At 64.7% G+C, this 15905-nt stretch carries 13 protein-coding genes; 3 read left to right on the top strand and 10 right to left on the bottom strand.

Annotated elements, in window-relative coordinates:
- Window positions 1-174: 174 nt before the first annotated feature.
- The gene (locus NFC73_RS16660) at window positions 175-1620 is read right to left on the bottom strand and encodes a dipeptidase (RefSeq protein WP_254751968.1); all 1446 of its coding nucleotides are present in this window, start codon (window positions 1618-1620) and stop codon (window positions 175-177) included.
- Between the two features lie 53 nt (window positions 1621-1673).
- On the opposite strand from NFC73_RS16660, the gene NFC73_RS16655 reads away from it, so the two are divergent.
- Window positions 1674-2276, top strand: a complete 603-nt coding sequence (locus tag NFC73_RS16655) for a DUF3043 domain-containing protein (protein WP_058932432.1) — start codon at window positions 1674-1676, stop codon at window positions 2274-2276.
- 84 nt (window positions 2277-2360) lie between these two features.
- On the opposite strand, the gene NFC73_RS16650 is transcribed toward NFC73_RS16655, so the two are convergent.
- Entirely contained in the window at window positions 2361-3434 is a 1074-nt protein-coding gene (locus NFC73_RS16650) for a quinone-dependent dihydroorotate dehydrogenase (protein WP_254751965.1), read from the bottom strand.
- A 75-nt stretch (window positions 3435-3509) separates the two neighbouring features.
- Here NFC73_RS16650 and NFC73_RS16645 point away from each other — a divergent pair, with 75 nt between their 5' ends.
- Window positions 3510-4520 carry an alpha/beta hydrolase gene (locus NFC73_RS16645; protein WP_254751963.1) on the top strand — a complete coding sequence of 337 codons (1011 nt, stop codon included), beginning with the start codon at window positions 3510-3512 and terminating at the stop codon, window positions 4518-4520.
- Here NFC73_RS16645 and NFC73_RS16640 read toward each other — a convergent pair.
- The 3 genes from NFC73_RS16640 to leuA all read right to left on the bottom strand — a co-directional run bounded on the left by NFC73_RS16640 (window position 4475) and on the right by leuA (window position 7884).
- Window positions 4475-5305 (bottom strand): isoprenyl transferase, encoded by an 831-nt coding sequence (locus tag NFC73_RS16640; RefSeq protein ID WP_254751960.1) that lies wholly within the window; start codon window positions 5303-5305, stop codon window positions 4475-4477. The two genes, NFC73_RS16645 and NFC73_RS16640, sit on opposite strands and share 46 nt — an antisense overlap.
- A 2-nt stretch (window positions 5306-5307) precedes the next feature.
- The gene (gene recO, locus NFC73_RS16635; RefSeq protein ID WP_056340103.1) at window positions 5308-6060 is read right to left on the bottom strand and encodes a DNA repair protein RecO; all 753 of its coding nucleotides are present in this window, start codon (window positions 6058-6060) and stop codon (window positions 5308-5310) included.
- 84 nt (window positions 6061-6144) lie between these two features.
- A complete protein-coding gene (leuA, locus tag NFC73_RS16630; RefSeq protein WP_254751957.1) occupies window positions 6145-7884 on the bottom strand; it encodes a 2-isopropylmalate synthase in 1740 nt (579 codons plus the stop codon).
- A gap of 253 nt (window positions 7885-8137) precedes the next feature.
- Between leuA and NFC73_RS16625 the strand changes: the two genes are divergently transcribed.
- On the top strand, window positions 8138-10090 hold the full coding sequence (locus tag NFC73_RS16625; RefSeq protein ID WP_254751954.1) for a M13 family metallopeptidase: 1953 nt from the start codon (window positions 8138-8140) through the stop codon (window positions 10088-10090).
- 87 nt (window positions 10091-10177) lie between these two features.
- Here the strand turns inward: NFC73_RS16625 and NFC73_RS16620 are convergent, their stop codons facing one another.
- From NFC73_RS16620 to NFC73_RS16600, 5 genes are all read right to left on the bottom strand, one after another.
- Complete coding sequence (locus NFC73_RS16620) at window positions 10178-11749, bottom strand: LCP family protein (protein WP_254751952.1); 1572 nt, start codon at window positions 11747-11749, stop codon at window positions 10178-10180.
- Between the two features lie 97 nt (window positions 11750-11846).
- Complete coding sequence (gene era, locus NFC73_RS16615) at window positions 11847-12821, bottom strand: GTPase Era (protein ID WP_254751949.1); 975 nt, start codon at window positions 12819-12821, stop codon at window positions 11847-11849.
- Complete coding sequence (locus NFC73_RS16610) at window positions 12805-14136, bottom strand: hemolysin family protein (protein ID WP_254751947.1); 1332 nt, start codon at window positions 14134-14136, stop codon at window positions 12805-12807. Before NFC73_RS16610 ends, era begins: the two co-directional genes overlap by 17 nt.
- Window positions 14133-14606: an rRNA maturation RNase YbeY gene (gene ybeY, locus NFC73_RS16605; protein ID WP_254751945.1), complete on the bottom strand. Its 474-nt coding sequence runs from the start codon at window positions 14604-14606 to the stop codon at window positions 14133-14135. The genes NFC73_RS16610 and ybeY overlap by 4 nt, the downstream gene beginning before the upstream one ends.
- Window positions 14603-15688: a PhoH family protein gene (locus NFC73_RS16600; RefSeq protein ID WP_254751943.1), complete on the bottom strand. Its 1086-nt coding sequence runs from the start codon at window positions 15686-15688 to the stop codon at window positions 14603-14605. Before NFC73_RS16600 ends, ybeY begins: the two co-directional genes overlap by 4 nt.
- Window positions 15689-15905 lie beyond the last annotated feature (217 nt).

The following is a 15905-nucleotide window of genomic DNA, read 5'->3' as shown; positions in this document are numbered from 1 at the left end:
TTAGGACGGTCCTGGCGGCCCCGCGTCAGCGGCGCCTGCCCCTACGGATACGATACGGGCTATAGCTACATGCTACTTCGGTCAGCCCTGTAGCTCTAACTCCTGACGTAACCAAGCCTGCCCGCTCATTGTTCCCGACGGTGGAGGAATGCCGGCATCAGAGGGACACGGGATTCAGGCCAGGCCTTCTGCGTTCATCCGGGCGAGCAGCAGCGCCTCGGCGACCACGGCGTTCCTGAAATCACCAATGTGAAGGGACTCGTTCGCACTGTGGGCACGGGAATCGGGATCCTCAACACCGGTCACAAGGATCTGGACGTCCGGATAGACGTCCAGCAGGTCCGCAATAAAGGGAATCGACCCGCCGATCCCCATCTCCACCGCCGGAACACCCCAGGCCTCCCCCAGCGCCCACATGGCGAACGTCGCCGCCTTGGAGGATGTATCAGCGAGGAACGACTTTCCGCTTTCCCCCGGAGTGAACACCACCTTCGCCCCAAAGGGCGCGTTGGCCTGGACGTGGCGTTGAACGGCTTCCATCGCAGCCGCCGGATCCTGGCCGGGCGCCAGGCGCAGGCTGAACTTGGCACGCGCCCGGGGCAGGAGCGTGTTCGAGGCCACGTCCACGGCGGGCGCATCGAAGCCGATGATGGACAGCGCGGGCTTAGTCCACAGCCGTGCGGCGATGCTTCCGGTGCCGGCGAGCCGGACGCCGTCGAGAACGGAGGAATCAGCTCGGTACTCCGCTTCGGTGAGCTCCACGCCGACGTTGTCATTCGATACGAGGCCTTCGATGGCCACGCTGCCGTCGGCGTCATGCAGGGTGGCAATCAATCGGGACAGCAGGGTTGGCGCATCCAGCACGGGTCCGCCGAACATGCCCGAGTGGACAGCATGCTCCAGCACCTGGACTTCAATGGTTCCGTCCACAAGGCCGCGCAGGCTGGTGGTCAGGGCGGGAATGCCCACCTTCCAGTTGCTGGAGTCGGCCACCACGATCACATCGGCCCGCAGCAGTTCCCGGTGCGTTTCCAGGAAGGAACGGAACGTGGGGGAACCGGCTTCCTCCTCACCTTCGAAGAAGAACGTCACACCAAGGCCGAATTCCGTGCCCAGAACCTCGGTCGCTGCAGCATAGGCGGCCACATGGGCCACGATCCCGGCCTTGTCGTCAGCAGCCCCACGGCCGTACAACCTGCCGTCCCGTTCGACGGCGGCGAAAGGCTCCGTTTCCCACAGCGCCGGATCCCCCGGCGGCTGGACGTCGTGGTGGGCGTACAGCAGGATGGTCGGCTTTCCTTCGGCCGCCCGTCGGCGTGCGACGACGGCAGGCCCCCCGGGGGTGCCGTCCTCCTTGTTACTGCGCAGGACCTGGACATCCTCAAGGCCGGCGGCGCGCAGCAGTTCCGCTACGGCCTGCGCGCTGGCTTCCAGGGGCGCGGGATCGAAACTCGGCCAGGCGATGCCGGGAATGGCCACAAGTTCCTTGAGCCGGTCGAGGGTTGTGTCGAATGAACCTGCCACGGAGAGCCTGAGTCCGTCCGCGCCGATGGCCGGTGCAGCGTGGCCCGGGCCGGGGGTGTTGGCGTCGGACGGACTGGCTGTTGGAGTGGGAGTCATGGCGAACACAATACCCGCGCCGAATCTCCTTGGCCGCAAGGTATTCTGTTCACGTGTTCGGACGTAAAAAGGAAGCGCCAACGGCGCAGCAATCAATAGACCAGCAGGCCGCTGAAGCGGCAGCCCGGCAGGATGCCGCGTTGGGCAAGGGTGCGCCCACCCCCAAGCGCAAAGCCCAGGAGGCTGCCCGCAAACGGCCCCTGGTGCCGGAGGACCGCAAGGCGTCCAAGGCCGCTGAACGCCAGGCCATCCAGGACCAGCGGACCAAAATGCGCCAAGCGCTCGACACAGGTGATGAAAAGTTCCTGCCCCTGCGCGACAAGGGTCCGCAGAAGCGTTATGCCCGAGATTACGTGGATGCACGCTTCAGCCTGGGCGAATACCTCATGTTCGGCGCCCTGGTATTTGTCATCATTTCCCTCATTGTTCCGGCTTCCAGCGAGCAGATGGTTTATGTCCTGGGCGGTTTTTGGGTGATGTTCCTGGCCGTCTTTGTGGATGTGTTCATCCTGTCCCGGCAACTCCGCAAGAAGCTGACCGAGAAGTTCGGCGGGGTTGAGCGTGGCACGGTCTGGTACGGCTCCATGCGCTCCCTGCAGTTCCGTAAGCTGCGCCTGCCCAAGCCGCTCGTGAAGCGCGGCCAATACCCGTCCTGACGTGCAGGCCGGACCGACCCGGCAGCACTCCCCCTGAACAACGAAAACCCCGGTGGTCCAACCACCGGGGTTTTGTTGTATGACTCAGCGGTTGCGTCGCGTTTTCGCCAGGTCGCGGTTGATCCGTGCCGCCCAGAACGGCCCCTCGTACAGGAATGCCGTGTAGCCCTGGACCAGCGTGGCCCCGGCATCCAGACGGTCCTGGACGTCTTTCGCCGTCTCCACGCCGCCGACGGCCACCAGCGTGATCGCGCCCCCGGTGGCCTCCTTGAGCCGGCGAAGGACTTCCAATGAACGCTGCTTCAGCGGTGCCCCGGACAGGCCCCCGGCGCCGCATTCGACCACCTTCGCAGCTGGCGACGCCAGCCCCTCACGCCCGATCGTGGTGTTTGTCGCGATAATGCCGTCCAGCTTGAGGTCCAGGGCCAGCTTGGCGACGTCGTCGATATCCTCATCGCTGAGGTCCGGTGCGATCTTGACCAGCAGCGGGACGTGCCGGCCTGCCGCCTTGTCCGCCTCGTCCCCCACCGCGGTCAGCAGCGGGCGGAGTGTCTGGACATCCTGGAGAAGGCGCAGCCCGGGCGTGTTGGGTGAGCTGACATTGACTACCAAGTAGTCCGCGGCCGGCGCCAGGCTCCGGGCGCTGATCAGGTAATCGGCCACGGCGTCGCCGAGTTCAACCACCTTGCTCTTGCCGATGTTCACCCCGATCACGGGGCGCACGTTCGGGTGCCGGCGCTGCAGGGCGGCGCGTGCCGCTTTGAGGCGCGGTTCGACGGCGGCCGCGCCATCGTTGTTGAACCCCATCCGGTTAATGACAGCCCGGTCCTCGATCAGCCTGAAAAGGCGCGGCTTCTCGTTACCCGGCTGCGCCTGCCCGGTGATGGTCCCTACTTCGACATGGCCAAAGCCAAGTTCGGTGAGGGCCTCGATGCCGAATCCCTCCTTGTCGAACCCGGCTGCGAGACCGAACGGGGATGGGAACGTGAGCCCAAAGGCAGAAGTCTGCAGTGAGGCCGCGGGTGCCGTGAACCGGTGCAGCAGCCGTCCCGCGCCGGAAGTATGGGCAAGCTTGATTGCCTTGAATCCGATCTTATGGGCGCGTTCCGCGTCCATCCACGAAAAGGCCAGCCTGAAGAATGTCGGATATACGCGCATGGCTCTAGTTTTCCGTCTCGGACGGTCCAGACCAAACCGGGCCGCCATACATGCGGCTCCGGCTAGCATAAAGCCATGAGGTGGCAGCCAGATATCCTCGGTGCCGGCTTCGAAGCCTGCACCTTCGAGGCCGGGGGCGAAGACGGCGTCCAGCGCACCGCCACGCTGGTGCGCTTCCGTCCGGCGAAAGAACCGGCAGCCGCCCGCCCGCGCCGGACAGTGCTGTTCCTCCATGGTTGGAGCGACTACTTCTTCAATGTGGACCTGGCGCAGTTTTGGACACACAGCGGCTACGAGTTCTACGCCCTCGACATGCACAACCACGGCCGCAGCCTGCGCCCGGAGACGCCCGGCGGCTACGTGGCGAACCTGGCGGACTATGACGCCGAGATCGAAGCGGCCATCGCCATCATCCGGGCCGACACACACACGCCGGAACTGGAAGCCAAGGCGTCCCTCACGCTGATGGGCCACTCCACCGGCGGCCTGGTGGCCGCCCTCTGGGTCAGCAGCCACCCCGGAGCGGCCTCCCAGCTGGTGCTAAACAGTCCCTGGCTGGAGATGCATGGGAGCTCGCTGGTCCGCCGTGCTGCGTCCACGATGGTAGGACCCGTGGCACGGTTCCGGCCGGAGGCTGTCCTGCGGCTGCCCGAACGGGGATTCTATTGGCGGACCATCAGCAGTTCAGCCGACGGCGAGTGGCCACTTGACGACAGGTTCCGTCCGCCGATGGCTTTTCCGCTCCGCGCGGGCTGGCTCAGCGCCATCCTGGCCGGCCACACCAAGGTGGCCCGCGGCCTGGACATCGACATACCCATCCTGGTGCTGCTGTCCCGGGGAAGCGCCACCGGGCCGTTCTGGTCCGAGGAGATGCGGCGCACCGACGCGGTACTGGACGTCAACATCATCGCCCTCCGCGCCCTGACACTGGGACGCAGCGTCACGGTGGAACGGATCGACGGCGCGCTCCACGACGTCTTCCTCTCCCCTGCCAAAGTGCGGGCAGACGCCTATGGGCGGCTCGCCCGCTGGCTCCGGGGTTACGGTACGGCTGAACCCGGTGCTGCGTCGACGGCGCCGCCGTAGCGCCGGTCCCGCTGGGCGTAGATTTCGACGGCGTCCCAGAGGGTCCGCCGGTCGACGTCGGGCCACAGCGTGTCCATAAAGACGAACTCGGCATACGCGGACTGCCAGAGCAGGAAATTGGAGAGCCGCTGCTCCCCCGAGCTCCGCAGGAACAGGTCCACGTCCGGCAGGTCCGGTTCGTCCAGGTACTTCTGGATGGTTTTCTCGGTAATGGCGCCGGGTTTGAGCCGGCCTGCGGCAACCTCGGCGGCGATCGCCGATACGGCGTCCGTGATTTCCGCCCGGCCGCCGTAATTAACACACATGTTCAACGTGCACGTGCTGTTGCCCGCGGTAAATTCCTCGGCATCTTCCAGTTCGCGGATCACCGAGCCCCACAGCCTGGGACGCCGGCCGGACCACCGTACGCGGACACCCCAGTCGTCCAGCTGGTTCCGCTGCCTTCGTAGCACGTCCTTGTTAAAACCCATCAGGAAGCGGACCTCTTCGGGTGACCGGCGCCAGTTTTCGGTGGAAAACGCATAGACGCTCACGTATTCGATGCCCAGTTCGATAGCGCCCGCCATCACGTCCAGCAGGGCGGGCTCGCCGGCTTTGTGTCCCTCGATCCGCGGCAGGCCCCGCTGGTTGGCCCAGCGGCCGTTGCCGTCCATCACAATGGCAACATGGCGGGGGATGAATTCCGCGGGGATCGCCGGGGCAACCGCGCCGGACGGGTGCGGATACGGTGCCACCACCGGGGTGGTCCGCTGCCGCGAAGGACTCTTCTTTTTTCCCAAGGCCACTGTCAGCCACGCTCCACATGTTTGAGGGATTTCAGGACACGTTCAAGGTGCCATTGCAGGTATACGGCCACCAGCCCCGCGGCTTCCCGTCGGTGCGGCACGTCCGAGCCATCCGCCGTCGTCCAGTCCCCGGTCAGCAGGGCACCCAGGAGCACGACGGTCTCCGCGGCCGGCGCAGGCGAACCGGGCGGCCTGCAGTCAGCGCAGACCATACCGCCGAGCGGAGCCGAAAAGGCCGTATGCGGGCCGGGCCGGCCGCAGCGGGCGCAGTCGGTAAAACTCGGAGCCCAGCCGCCGGTGGAAAGGGCCCGCAGGAGATACGAATCCAGGATCAGTCCGGGCGCGTGCTCGGCCCGGGACAGCGAGGCCAGCGCCCCCACCAGCAGGTTGTACTGGGCGGTGCCGGCTTCGCCGTCGACGTCGGTGAGTTTTTCCGCAGTTTCGGTCATGGCAGCGGCAACGGTATACCGGCCATAGTCTGCGGCGATGTTGCTGCCGTAGGCGCCCTTGGCAACAGCCTGCGTGACGATGTCGAGTGTCTTTCCGGAGACCAGCTGCAGGTCGGCAACCATAAACGGCTCCAGCCGCGCCCCAAACTTGCTGCTGGTCCGCCGCACGCCCTTGGCGACGGCGCGGATCTGGCCGTGGTGCTTGGTCAGCAGCGTGATGATGCGGTCAGCCTCGCCCAGCTTGTGCGTACGGAGCACCACGGCGTCATCCCGGTAGGACCGGGCAGCAAAGGATTGTTGGACCACGGTTAATCTTCGCACTGAGTTACGGAATGCCGGCATTGCCGGTGCGTTGCGCGCCGGGAATTCCGGCGCGCAACGTGTTCCGAATCAGGCCCGGGAATCCCGGATGGCCCGGTTGACTGCGGAAATGACGGCCTTGAGCGAGGACATGCTGGTGTTGGCATCGATACCGACGCCCCACAGGACCCGCTCCCCCACGGCGCACTCGACGTAGGCTGCGGCCATGGCGCTGCCGCCTTCCGAAAGGGCATGCTCGCTGTAGTCCAGCACCCGGACATCCACGCCGTCCTCGCGCAGGATGCTCAACAGCGCGGCGATGGGCCCGTTTCCGGTGCCCGTGCGACGGGCCTGGACACCGTCAACGGTGAGCGAGGCGTGCAGGGTCATCCCGCCGTCGTCATCGGTTTCGGTGCTGACGGAACCGAGTGAGTAACGGCCCCACTGGCCCTCGGCCTGGCTGGAGGGCAGGTACTCGTCCTGGAAGTACTGCCACAACTGGGCGCCGCTGACTTCGCCGCCCACGGTATCGGTCTTCTTCTGGATCACGCCGGAGAATTCCATCTGGGCACGGCGCGGCAGGTCCAGGCTGTGTTCGTTCTTGAGCAGGTACGCCACGCCACCCTTGCCGGACTGCGAGTTGACGCGGATGACGGCCTCGTAGCTGCGGCCCAGGTCCTTGGGGTCAACGGGCAGGTACGGGACCTGCCAGGTGAAGTCCGCGACGTCCTTCCCGGCGGCGGCAGCATCCTTCTCCAGCGCCTCGAAGCCCTTCTTGATGGCGTCCTGGTGCGAGCCGGAGAAGGCGGTGAAGACCAGGTCGCCGCCGTAGGGGGAACGCTCGGCGACGGGGAGCTGGTTGCAGTACTCCACGGTGCGCCGGATCTCATCGATGTCGGAGAAGTCGATCATGGGATCGATGCCCTGGACGAACATGTTCAGGCCCAGGGTGACGAGGTCCACGTTGCCGGTCCGCTCGCCGTTGCCGAACAGGCAGCCCTCAATCCGGTCCGCGCCGGCCAGGTACCCCAGTTCGGCGGCGGCCACGCCGGTACCCCGGTCATTGTGCGGGTGCAGGGACAGGATGATGCCTTCACGCGGGTGCAGGTTCCGGCTCATCCACTCAATGGAATCGGCGTACACGTTCGGGGTGGCCATTTCCACCGTGGCGGGCAGGTTGATGATGACCTGGCTGTCGGCGGATGCCTCGAAAACGTCGGCGATGGCGTTGCAGACCCGGACGGCATAGTCCAGTTCGGTTCCGGTGAACGACTCCGGCGAGTATTCGTAGGTGATGTGCGTGTCGACGAGGGTTTCCTCGTACTTCTTGCACAGCCTGGCGCCCTGGAGCGCAATGTCGAGGATGCCGTCCTGGTCCTGGTTGAACACCACACGGCGCTGCAGGACGGACGTTGAGTTGTACAGGTGGACAATCGCCCGCTTGGCGCCGACCAGGGACTCATAGGTCCGCTCGATCAGGTGCTCGCGGGCCTGGGTCAGGACCTGGATGGTGACGTCGTCCGGAATGTGGTTACCGACGATGAGCTGGCGGACGAAGTCAAAATCGGTCTGCGAGGCGGAAGGGAAGCCGACTTCAATTTCCTTGTAACCCATGCGGACCAGCAGATCGAACATCTTCATCTTGCGGGCCGGGCTCATCGGGTCGATCAGGGCCTGGTTGCCGTCACGCAGGTCCACGGCGCACCAGCGCGGGGCCTTGGTGATGACCTTGTCCGGCCACGTGCGGTCAGGCAGTTCAACGGTGATCTGGTCCTGGAACGGCATGTAGCGGTGGACAGGCATTCCGGAGGGCTTCTGTGCGTTTTGCATTACTATCGGGGCCTTTTCTGTGGTTCAAATCTGAAAGGGTGGCCGGGCAACACAAACTCCGCGACGAGGATGGGCCTTGCGCTAAATCGCGTCTGAGGCCTCGCCGCGGCAGCTAAGAAGAAGGAGCTCTGCGCGCACCATTTGAGGGTAGCACGCGTGCGTAAGATGAGAGAGCACCACCGTCCTTATCGTCCAACATGCAGACGCCGCCCCGGTGCCAGCCGGCCGCGGCACGTCACACGAAGGAGCATCCGTGCCCATCTCGGGGATCGACCTGTCCAACATAGACCACACCGTCAGGCCGCAGGATGACCTGTACCAGCACGTGAACGGGTCCTGGCTCAAGGCCACGGAAATTCCGGATGACCGGCCACTCGAGGGAACTTTCACCGCGCTGCGCGACGGGGCAGAGATCGCGGTCCGGGACATCATCGAAGAAGCAGCCGCCAAGGGTGAGGCCGCCAGCGGGATAGAACGGAAGGTGGGCGAGCTCTACAACAGCTTCATGGACGAAGCCACTGTGGAGGCCAAGGGCATGGAACCCATCCGCGGGCGGCTTGCCGACGTTTTTGCCACCACCACGGTTGCGGACCTCGTAGCCCTGGCCGGGCGCCTGTTCCGGTCCGACGTTTCCGGGCTCTTCTACATCTACCCGGCTCCGGACGCTGGCAACCCGGACCGCATCCTGCTCTACACCGGCCAGGGCGGCCTGGGACTGCCGGACGAGTCCTACTACCGGGAAGAAAAGTTTGCCCCCATGGTCAAGGCCTATGGCGAGCATGTCAGGACCATGTTCACGCTGGCCGGCGTGGCCGATCCGGAGCCCGCGGCCGCACGCGTCGTTGCCCTCGAAACCAGCCTCGCATCCCACCACTGGGACAACGTCACCCTGCGCGACCCGCAGAAGACCTATAACCTCAAGTCCGCCGAGGAAGCGGCCACCCTGTTCCCGCTCCTTAACACCTGGTTCGAAGCTGCCGGGATCGATGCCGACAAGCGCAAAGAGATCGTGGTGAGCACCCCGGACTTCTTCAGTGGGGCCGCCGGCCTGCTGGAGTCCGAACCGCTCTCGGTGTGGCAGGAGTGGCTGGCCTTGCGGGTCATCAACGGCGCTGCGCCGTACCTGTCCTCCGAGTTTGTGGATGCCAATTTCGCCTTCTACGGAACAACGATCAGCGGCACGCCCCGGAACAAGGACCGCTGGAAGCGGGCCGTCGCCGTCGTCGAAGCTGCACTCGGTGAGGCCGTTGGGCAGATCTACGTCTCGAAGCACTTCCCTGAAACCCACAAGGCCCGCATGCAGACCCTGGTGGCCAACCTGATCGAGGCCTACCGGCAGTCCATCACCGGCCTTGCCTGGATGGGTGAGGAAACAAAGGCCGAGGCGCTGCGGAAACTGGAGGCTTTCCGCGCCAAGATCGGCTACCCCGACAAGTGGATCGATTACTCCGCGGTGGAAATCGACCCGCTGGACCTTCTGGGGAACGTGGAGCGGGCCCACAATGCCGACGTCGACCGCCACCTGGATGAGGTGGGCAAACCGGTGGACCTTAACAAGTGGCTCATGACACCGCAGACGGTCAACGCGTACTATCACCCGATGCTCAACGAGATCGTCTTCCCGGCCGCTATCCTGCAGCCCCCGTTCTTCACAGCCGACGCCGACGACGCCGTCAACTACGGTGGCATTGGAGCGGTGATCGGCCACGAGATCGGCCACGGTTTTGATGACCAGGGGTCGCAGTTCGACGGCGGCGGCGCGCTGCGGAACTGGTGGACCGAGGATGACCGGACCGCCTTTGAGAAGCTCACAGCCAAGCTGGTGGCACAGTACGACGAGTTGTCCCCATATGCGGCGCCGGGGCACAACGTCAACGGCAAGCTGACGCTCGGGGAGAACATCGGCGACCTTGGTGGCCTGACCATCGCCTACAAGGCTTACCTGCTCAGCCTTGACGGCAAGGAACCGGAGGTGCTGGACGGACTGACGGGGCAGCAGCGGTTCTTCACGTCCTGGGCAGCCGGCTGGCGGCAGGTGATCCGGTCGGAAGAGGCCATCAGGAGGCTCGCCACAGATCCCCACTCCCCCAACGAGTTCAGGACCAACGCCATCGCCAAGAACCTGGACGCCTTCCACCAGGCCTTTGGCGTGACCGAGCAGGACGGCATGTGGATGCCGGCGGACGCTCGCGTCAGCATCTGGTAACCACCCTCCAGGACGCACAGGAGGCGGGGCCGTCTGGCCCCGCCTCCTGTGTGTCAACTGGTGGTGCTGTCTACTGTGGTGCGGCCGTCAGTCCTGGACGATCAGCACCGGGTTGGCCTGCTGGCACACCGTATCGCCGGCCGTCTGGTTGACGATGTCCTCGGGCAGGGCCACGCCCGCGCCGGCGCCGTAGGTTGCCCCGGTGGTGAAGTCCGTTCCAAGGTAGACCTGCACTCCGGCGACGCGGGGTGCCAGCTGGACCTGCGCGGCCGGGATCCCGAGCAGCGCCGCCACGTCAGCTGCGACGTCGGCGTATTCCGTACCGTAGTAGACGACGCTCTGCGCCACCGCCGTGGCTTCAAACGGCCCGGATTGGGTGAAGCCGCCGGTGATCAACGCCTGCACGATTTCCTGGGCGCGTCCCGGGACGCCGCTGCCGTTGGCCACGGTGACTGGTTGCAGCGCCTTGTCATACGGCGGCACCGCCGGGGCTGTTTCTGTCGGCGTGGCCGTTGTTTCCGTGGGCGCCGGGGACGGCGTGGTGGGTGCTGTCGGATCCGTGAGGTCCACGTCCTCACGGAGGGCCGCAAAGAGCTGGGACCCTGCGGGCTCGGCAATCTGCAGGCGGTTGATGTCCGTGACTGCCGGCGTGGTGGGCACGGCCACAAACGCCACCTTGGTGATATCGATGTCCTTGAGCCGGCTACCGATACTCACGAGCGACGGCACTGAGGCCAGCCCCTCATCCACCGTGAGGTTCTTGGTCACTACATCGGCAATGGTCAGCATTTTAGAGGGGTCGGACAGTGTGCCGTCGTCCTTGATCTTGCGCGTGAGGGAGGATAGGAACCCCTGCTGTGCCCTGATCCGGCCCAGGTCGCCGCCGTCGGCAAAGGCATGACGGGTCCGCAGGAAGGCAAGGGCCATTTCGCCCTTAACGGCGGACGTACCCTTCGGCAGGCGCAGCCGCGAGTCAGGATCGTAGACGGCGTCACTGATGCACACGTCAACGCCGCCCACCGTGTTGGAGAGCTCCTTCACTGCGGTGAAGTCCGCCATCATGAAGTGATCGATCTCCAGTCCAGTCAGTTTGTTGACCGTGTCCACGGCGCAGCCGATGCCGGCTTCGTTCATGGCCTCGTTGATCATGACACCTTTGCGGGCAGGATACGTCCGTTTGGTCTTCTGGTCGGTGCACTCCGGAATATCGACCAGCAGGTCCCGGGGGAAGCTGATGACGCTGACGCGCTTGTTGTCGGCCGATACGTCCATCAGCATCATGACGTCGGATTTGCCGTAACCTGTTGAGTCGTCCACGGTGCCGTACTCCGCGTTTGCGCCGTCCCTGGTATCGGAGCCAAGGATCAGGATCTGCATCCGGTCCGATTTGTCGTCCGATGAGTTCGCACCACCGGCGTTCAGCGGTGCCGTAGTGATGTTCGACTGGAACCGTAAATACCAGTAGCCCGCGAAGCCGAGACCGCCGACCACGAGGATGGTGACCACCGCAGTGGTCACCTTCAGCCAGGCCGGCATCCGGCTCCGGGATCCGAGATGCCGGGCAACGCCGACGGCGGTAGCATCAGCGTGGCGGGATACCGGACCGGTCCCGGCTGACGCGTCAGCTCCGTACTCGCGATTGTCGCGGCCTCGCCCCATGCGTGGTGTACCTTCCTCGAAAAAATGAATCCGGCCTATTTTAGTTGCCCAGTCTGGGAACTTCCCGACGACCGGCCGGGTAAAGCAAAAGGCAGCGTCAGAAGCCGAGCTTGACCAACTGCTTCGGGTCGCGCTGCCAGTCCTTGGCCACCTTCACATGCAGGTCAAGGTAGATGCGGGCACCGAGCAGCGCCTCGATCCCCTTGCGCGCATTGGTGCCGACTTCGCGGAGCCGTGCACCGCCCTTGCCGATGATGATGGCCTTCTGGGACGAACGTTCCACATAGAGATTAACCCGGACGTCGAGGAAAGGCCTGTCTTCGGGCCGGCCCTCACGCGGAACAATTTCATCGACGACGACGGCCAGGGAGTGGGGCAGTTCGTCGCGGACGCCTTCGAGCGCAGCTTCCCGGATGAGCTCGGCGATCATCACGGCCTCGGGTTCGTCCGTCAGGTGACCGTCCGGATACAGGGGCGGCGACGCCGGCATGTGGCTGATCAGGACGTCGGCGAGGGTGTCCACCTGGAAGCCGTCGGTGGCGGAGACCGGGACGATGTCCTTCCAGCCGTCCTCGCCGATGACATCCCGGCCCAGTGCCGCGACGGCAAGCAACTGCTCGGTGAGCGCCTGCCGGTCCACTGTGTCGGCCTTGGTGACGATCGCGATGACCGGCTTGTTGCCGATGGCTGCGAGCTGGGCGGCGATGTACTTGTCGCCCGGTCCGATTTTCTCGTTGGCGGGCAGGCAGAAGCCGATCGCGTCGACCTCGGCGAGGGTGTCGGCGACGAGTTCGTTCAGCCGCTTTCCCAGCAGGGTTCGGGGGCGGTGCAGGCCCGGGGTATCCACCAGGATCAGCTGGGCGTCATCGCGGTGCACGATCCCCCGAATGGTGTGGCGCGTGGTCTGCGGCTTGGCGGAGGTGATCGCCACCTTCTGGCCCACCAACGCATTCGTCAGGGTTGATTTTCCCGCGTTAGGCCGCCCCACGAGCACCGCAAAACCTGCCCTGTAGCCGCCGAAGTCTTTGGCGGCCGATTCCGGGTTGGCCGGACGATTACTTTTCTTGCTCACGTGGAACTCCCTGCTGGGTTGCTTTCGCCTCGTCGAGGAGGTCTTCAAGGTCTGTGTCTGCTTTTGGTACTGCTGAGGCAATGATGTGGCTGACGCGGTTGCGGCGGCCCTCGAGCCGTTCGGCGAGCAGCGAGATGCCGCCTACCTCCACGCGGCTGCCCACAATGGGAACGCGGCCCAGGGCCTTGGCCAGAAGCCCGCCCACAGTGTCGACCTCGTCGTCCTCGAGCTCGATGTCGAACAGTTCTCCGAGGTCGTCGATGCTCATCCGGGCGCTCACCCGGTAGGAACCGCCGCCCAGGGCCACGGCCTCGGCGCTTTCGGTGTCATACTCGTCCACGATTTCGCCGACAATTTCCTCGATGAGGTCCTCCAGGGTGACAAGGCCGGCCGTGCCGCCGTATTCGTCGATCACGATGGCAACATGTGTTGACTCCTTCTGCAGTTCCCGCAGCAGATCGCTCACCGGCTTGGACTCCGGGACGTACCGGACCTCGCGGGCCAGGGCTTCGACCGGGGGCTGTTCGTCGTCGGGTCCGAGCTCATGGAGCGTCGCCGCAACGTCCTTGAGGTACACGATTCCGAGGATCTGGTCCGTGTTGTCGCGAATCACCGGGATCCGTGAATAACCCGACCGCAGGAACATTGACATAGCCCGCCTGAGGCTGGAGCCGGCGTCAATGCTGAGGATATCCGTCCGGGGCACCATCACGGCGCGCACCAGGGTGTCGCCGAAGTCAAAGACTGATTGGATCATTTCCGCTTCGGTGTCTTCGATCATGTCCGATTCGGATGCGCGGTCCAAAAGTTCGCGGAATTCCTGTTCGCTGAAGAACGCGTCATCACCCGCCGGAGCGCCGGGAGCGGCGGCACTGCCCAGCGCCACGAGCCACCCCGGGATGGGTCCGAGGACCCACGTCAGGGACCTGATCAACGGTGCTGTTGAGCGGACGACTGCGGCCGAATGGAGCCTGCCGAGCTGCCGCGGGGAAACGCCGACGATAACGAAGCCGAGCAGGGCCATGATCCCGGTGGCGGCCAGCCCGGCCAGCCAGACGTTGTCCAGCAGGCTGTGGAGCAGGACGGCCACCGCTACGGCTGAAGCCATCTCGAACCAGACCCGCCAGAACCGCAAGGCCCGGATGTGCGCCACCGGCTGGGCCAGGATGCGCTTCATGGCGTTTCCGCGGCTTTTCAGCAGGGCGTCTTCGGCGTCATGCCGGGAAAGGAACGTGAACGCGGCCTCGGCTGCGGTCAACAGTGCTGCGGTACCGAGGAACGCCAGGGCCATGCCGACAAGGAGCAGGGGCGTCACTGCGTGGTCTCGGCAGGTGCTTCTTTGCCGGTGAAGCCGGAAAGCAGCTGGCGCTGGAGGCCGAACATTTCTTCCTTTTCCTCGGGATCTGCATGGTCATAGCCGAGCAGGTGGAGGATCCCATGCGTGGTCAGCAGCAGCATCTCATCCTGCAGGGAGTGCCCGGCGTTGACGGCCTGCACCTTCGCCACCTGGGGGCAGACGGCAATGTCACCCAGCATCCCTTGGGGAGTGGGCCGGTCCGGCGTGCCGGGGGTCAGCTCATCCATGGGGACGGAGAGCACGTCGGTGGATCCCGGCTCATCCATAAGCTCGATGTGTAGCTTTTCCATGGCGGGTTCATCTACCAGGAGAATGGAGAGTTCAGCCTGTGGGTGGATGTACAGCTGCTCAAAAACGTACCGGGACAGCGCCACGAGCTCCGCTTCATCAACCTGGATGCCGGACTCGTTGTTTACCTCTATGCTCACGCGCTTTCCCCCCGCTTTTCCCGGCTTACCGAGTGTTTTACTTTGTTTCGCTGGACATCGTCCCAGAGACTATAGGCACGCACGATGTCGCCCACAAGCCGGTGGCGGACCACGTCCGCATCGTCCAGGAGCGTGAAGTTTACGTCCTCGATCCCCTGCAGGATCTCCTCCACGATCCGCAGCCCCGAGCGGGTGCCGAAGGGCAGGTCCACCTGGGTGACGTCTCCGGTGACCACCATTTTGGACCCGAAGCCCAAACGCGTGAGGAACATCTTCATCTGTTCGGGTGTGGTGTTCTGCGCTTCGTCCAGGATGATGAAGGCGTCGTTGAGCGTGCGTCCTCGCATGTAAGCCAGCGGCGCCACTTCGATGGTCCCGGCGGCCATCAGGCGCGGGATGGACTCGGGGTCCATCATGTCGTGCAGCGCATCATACAGCGGGCGCAGATAGGGATCGATCTTGTCGCTCAGGGTGCCCGGCAGGAACCCCAGCCGCTCGCCGGCCTCGACTGCGGGCCGGGTCAGGATAATACGGCTGACTTCTTTCTGCTGCAGCGCCTGGACGGCCTTGGCCATCGCAAGGTACGTCTTACCCGTGCCTGCAGGGCCAATCCCGAAGATCACCGTGTTCGCATCAATCGCGTCCACGTAGTTCTTCTGGTTCAGCGTTTTGGGCCGGATGGTCTTCCCGCGGCTGGAGAGGATGTCATGGGTGAGGACGTCCACAGGGTTCTGCAATGACTGGCTGCGGAGCAACGCGACGAGCTGGTGCAACACCGCGGGGCTGATGACTGTCCCACGGGCCACGAGGCCGCGCACCTCATGCAGCAGCCGCATGATGCGGGGAACTTCGTTGGCGGGGCCGCTGATGGACAGTTCGTTTCCGCGGACATGGAAGTTAACGGACGGGAACTGCTCTTCGATGTAACGCAGGGCCTCGTCATGGCTGCCGAGCGATTGGACCATCTGATCGGAGTTGTCGAAGAGAACCACCTCCGTCCGGACACCGGGAAGTGAATGGGGGAATTCTCCGGCGGCGCGGTCAGTATTGAGCCGGCGCTTTCCGTTCGCTGATTCAGTCATGGTGCTGGCCCGCAGGCCCGTGGTCCCCTCCAGTTCGAAATTTAGGTGCGCCGGCTGCTGCGTGGGGGCTGTTGCCGAGCATGCAGGAGCCAGCGGAGTCCTTCCATCTTACGCCAGGAGGCACCTCCCGGCAGCGTCAGGCCGTCTCCGGCGAGGGTGCCCGTCACCGGCTTTCTGCGGGACGGTTGGCGTCATTAGGTATCAACTTCATATCGGG

This window comes from Pseudarthrobacter humi, assembly GCF_024294965.1.
Classification (GTDB): Bacteria; Actinomycetota; Actinomycetes; order Actinomycetales; family Micrococcaceae; genus Arthrobacter; species Arthrobacter humi.
This window is presented reverse-complemented; position numbering and strand designations above follow the sequence as displayed.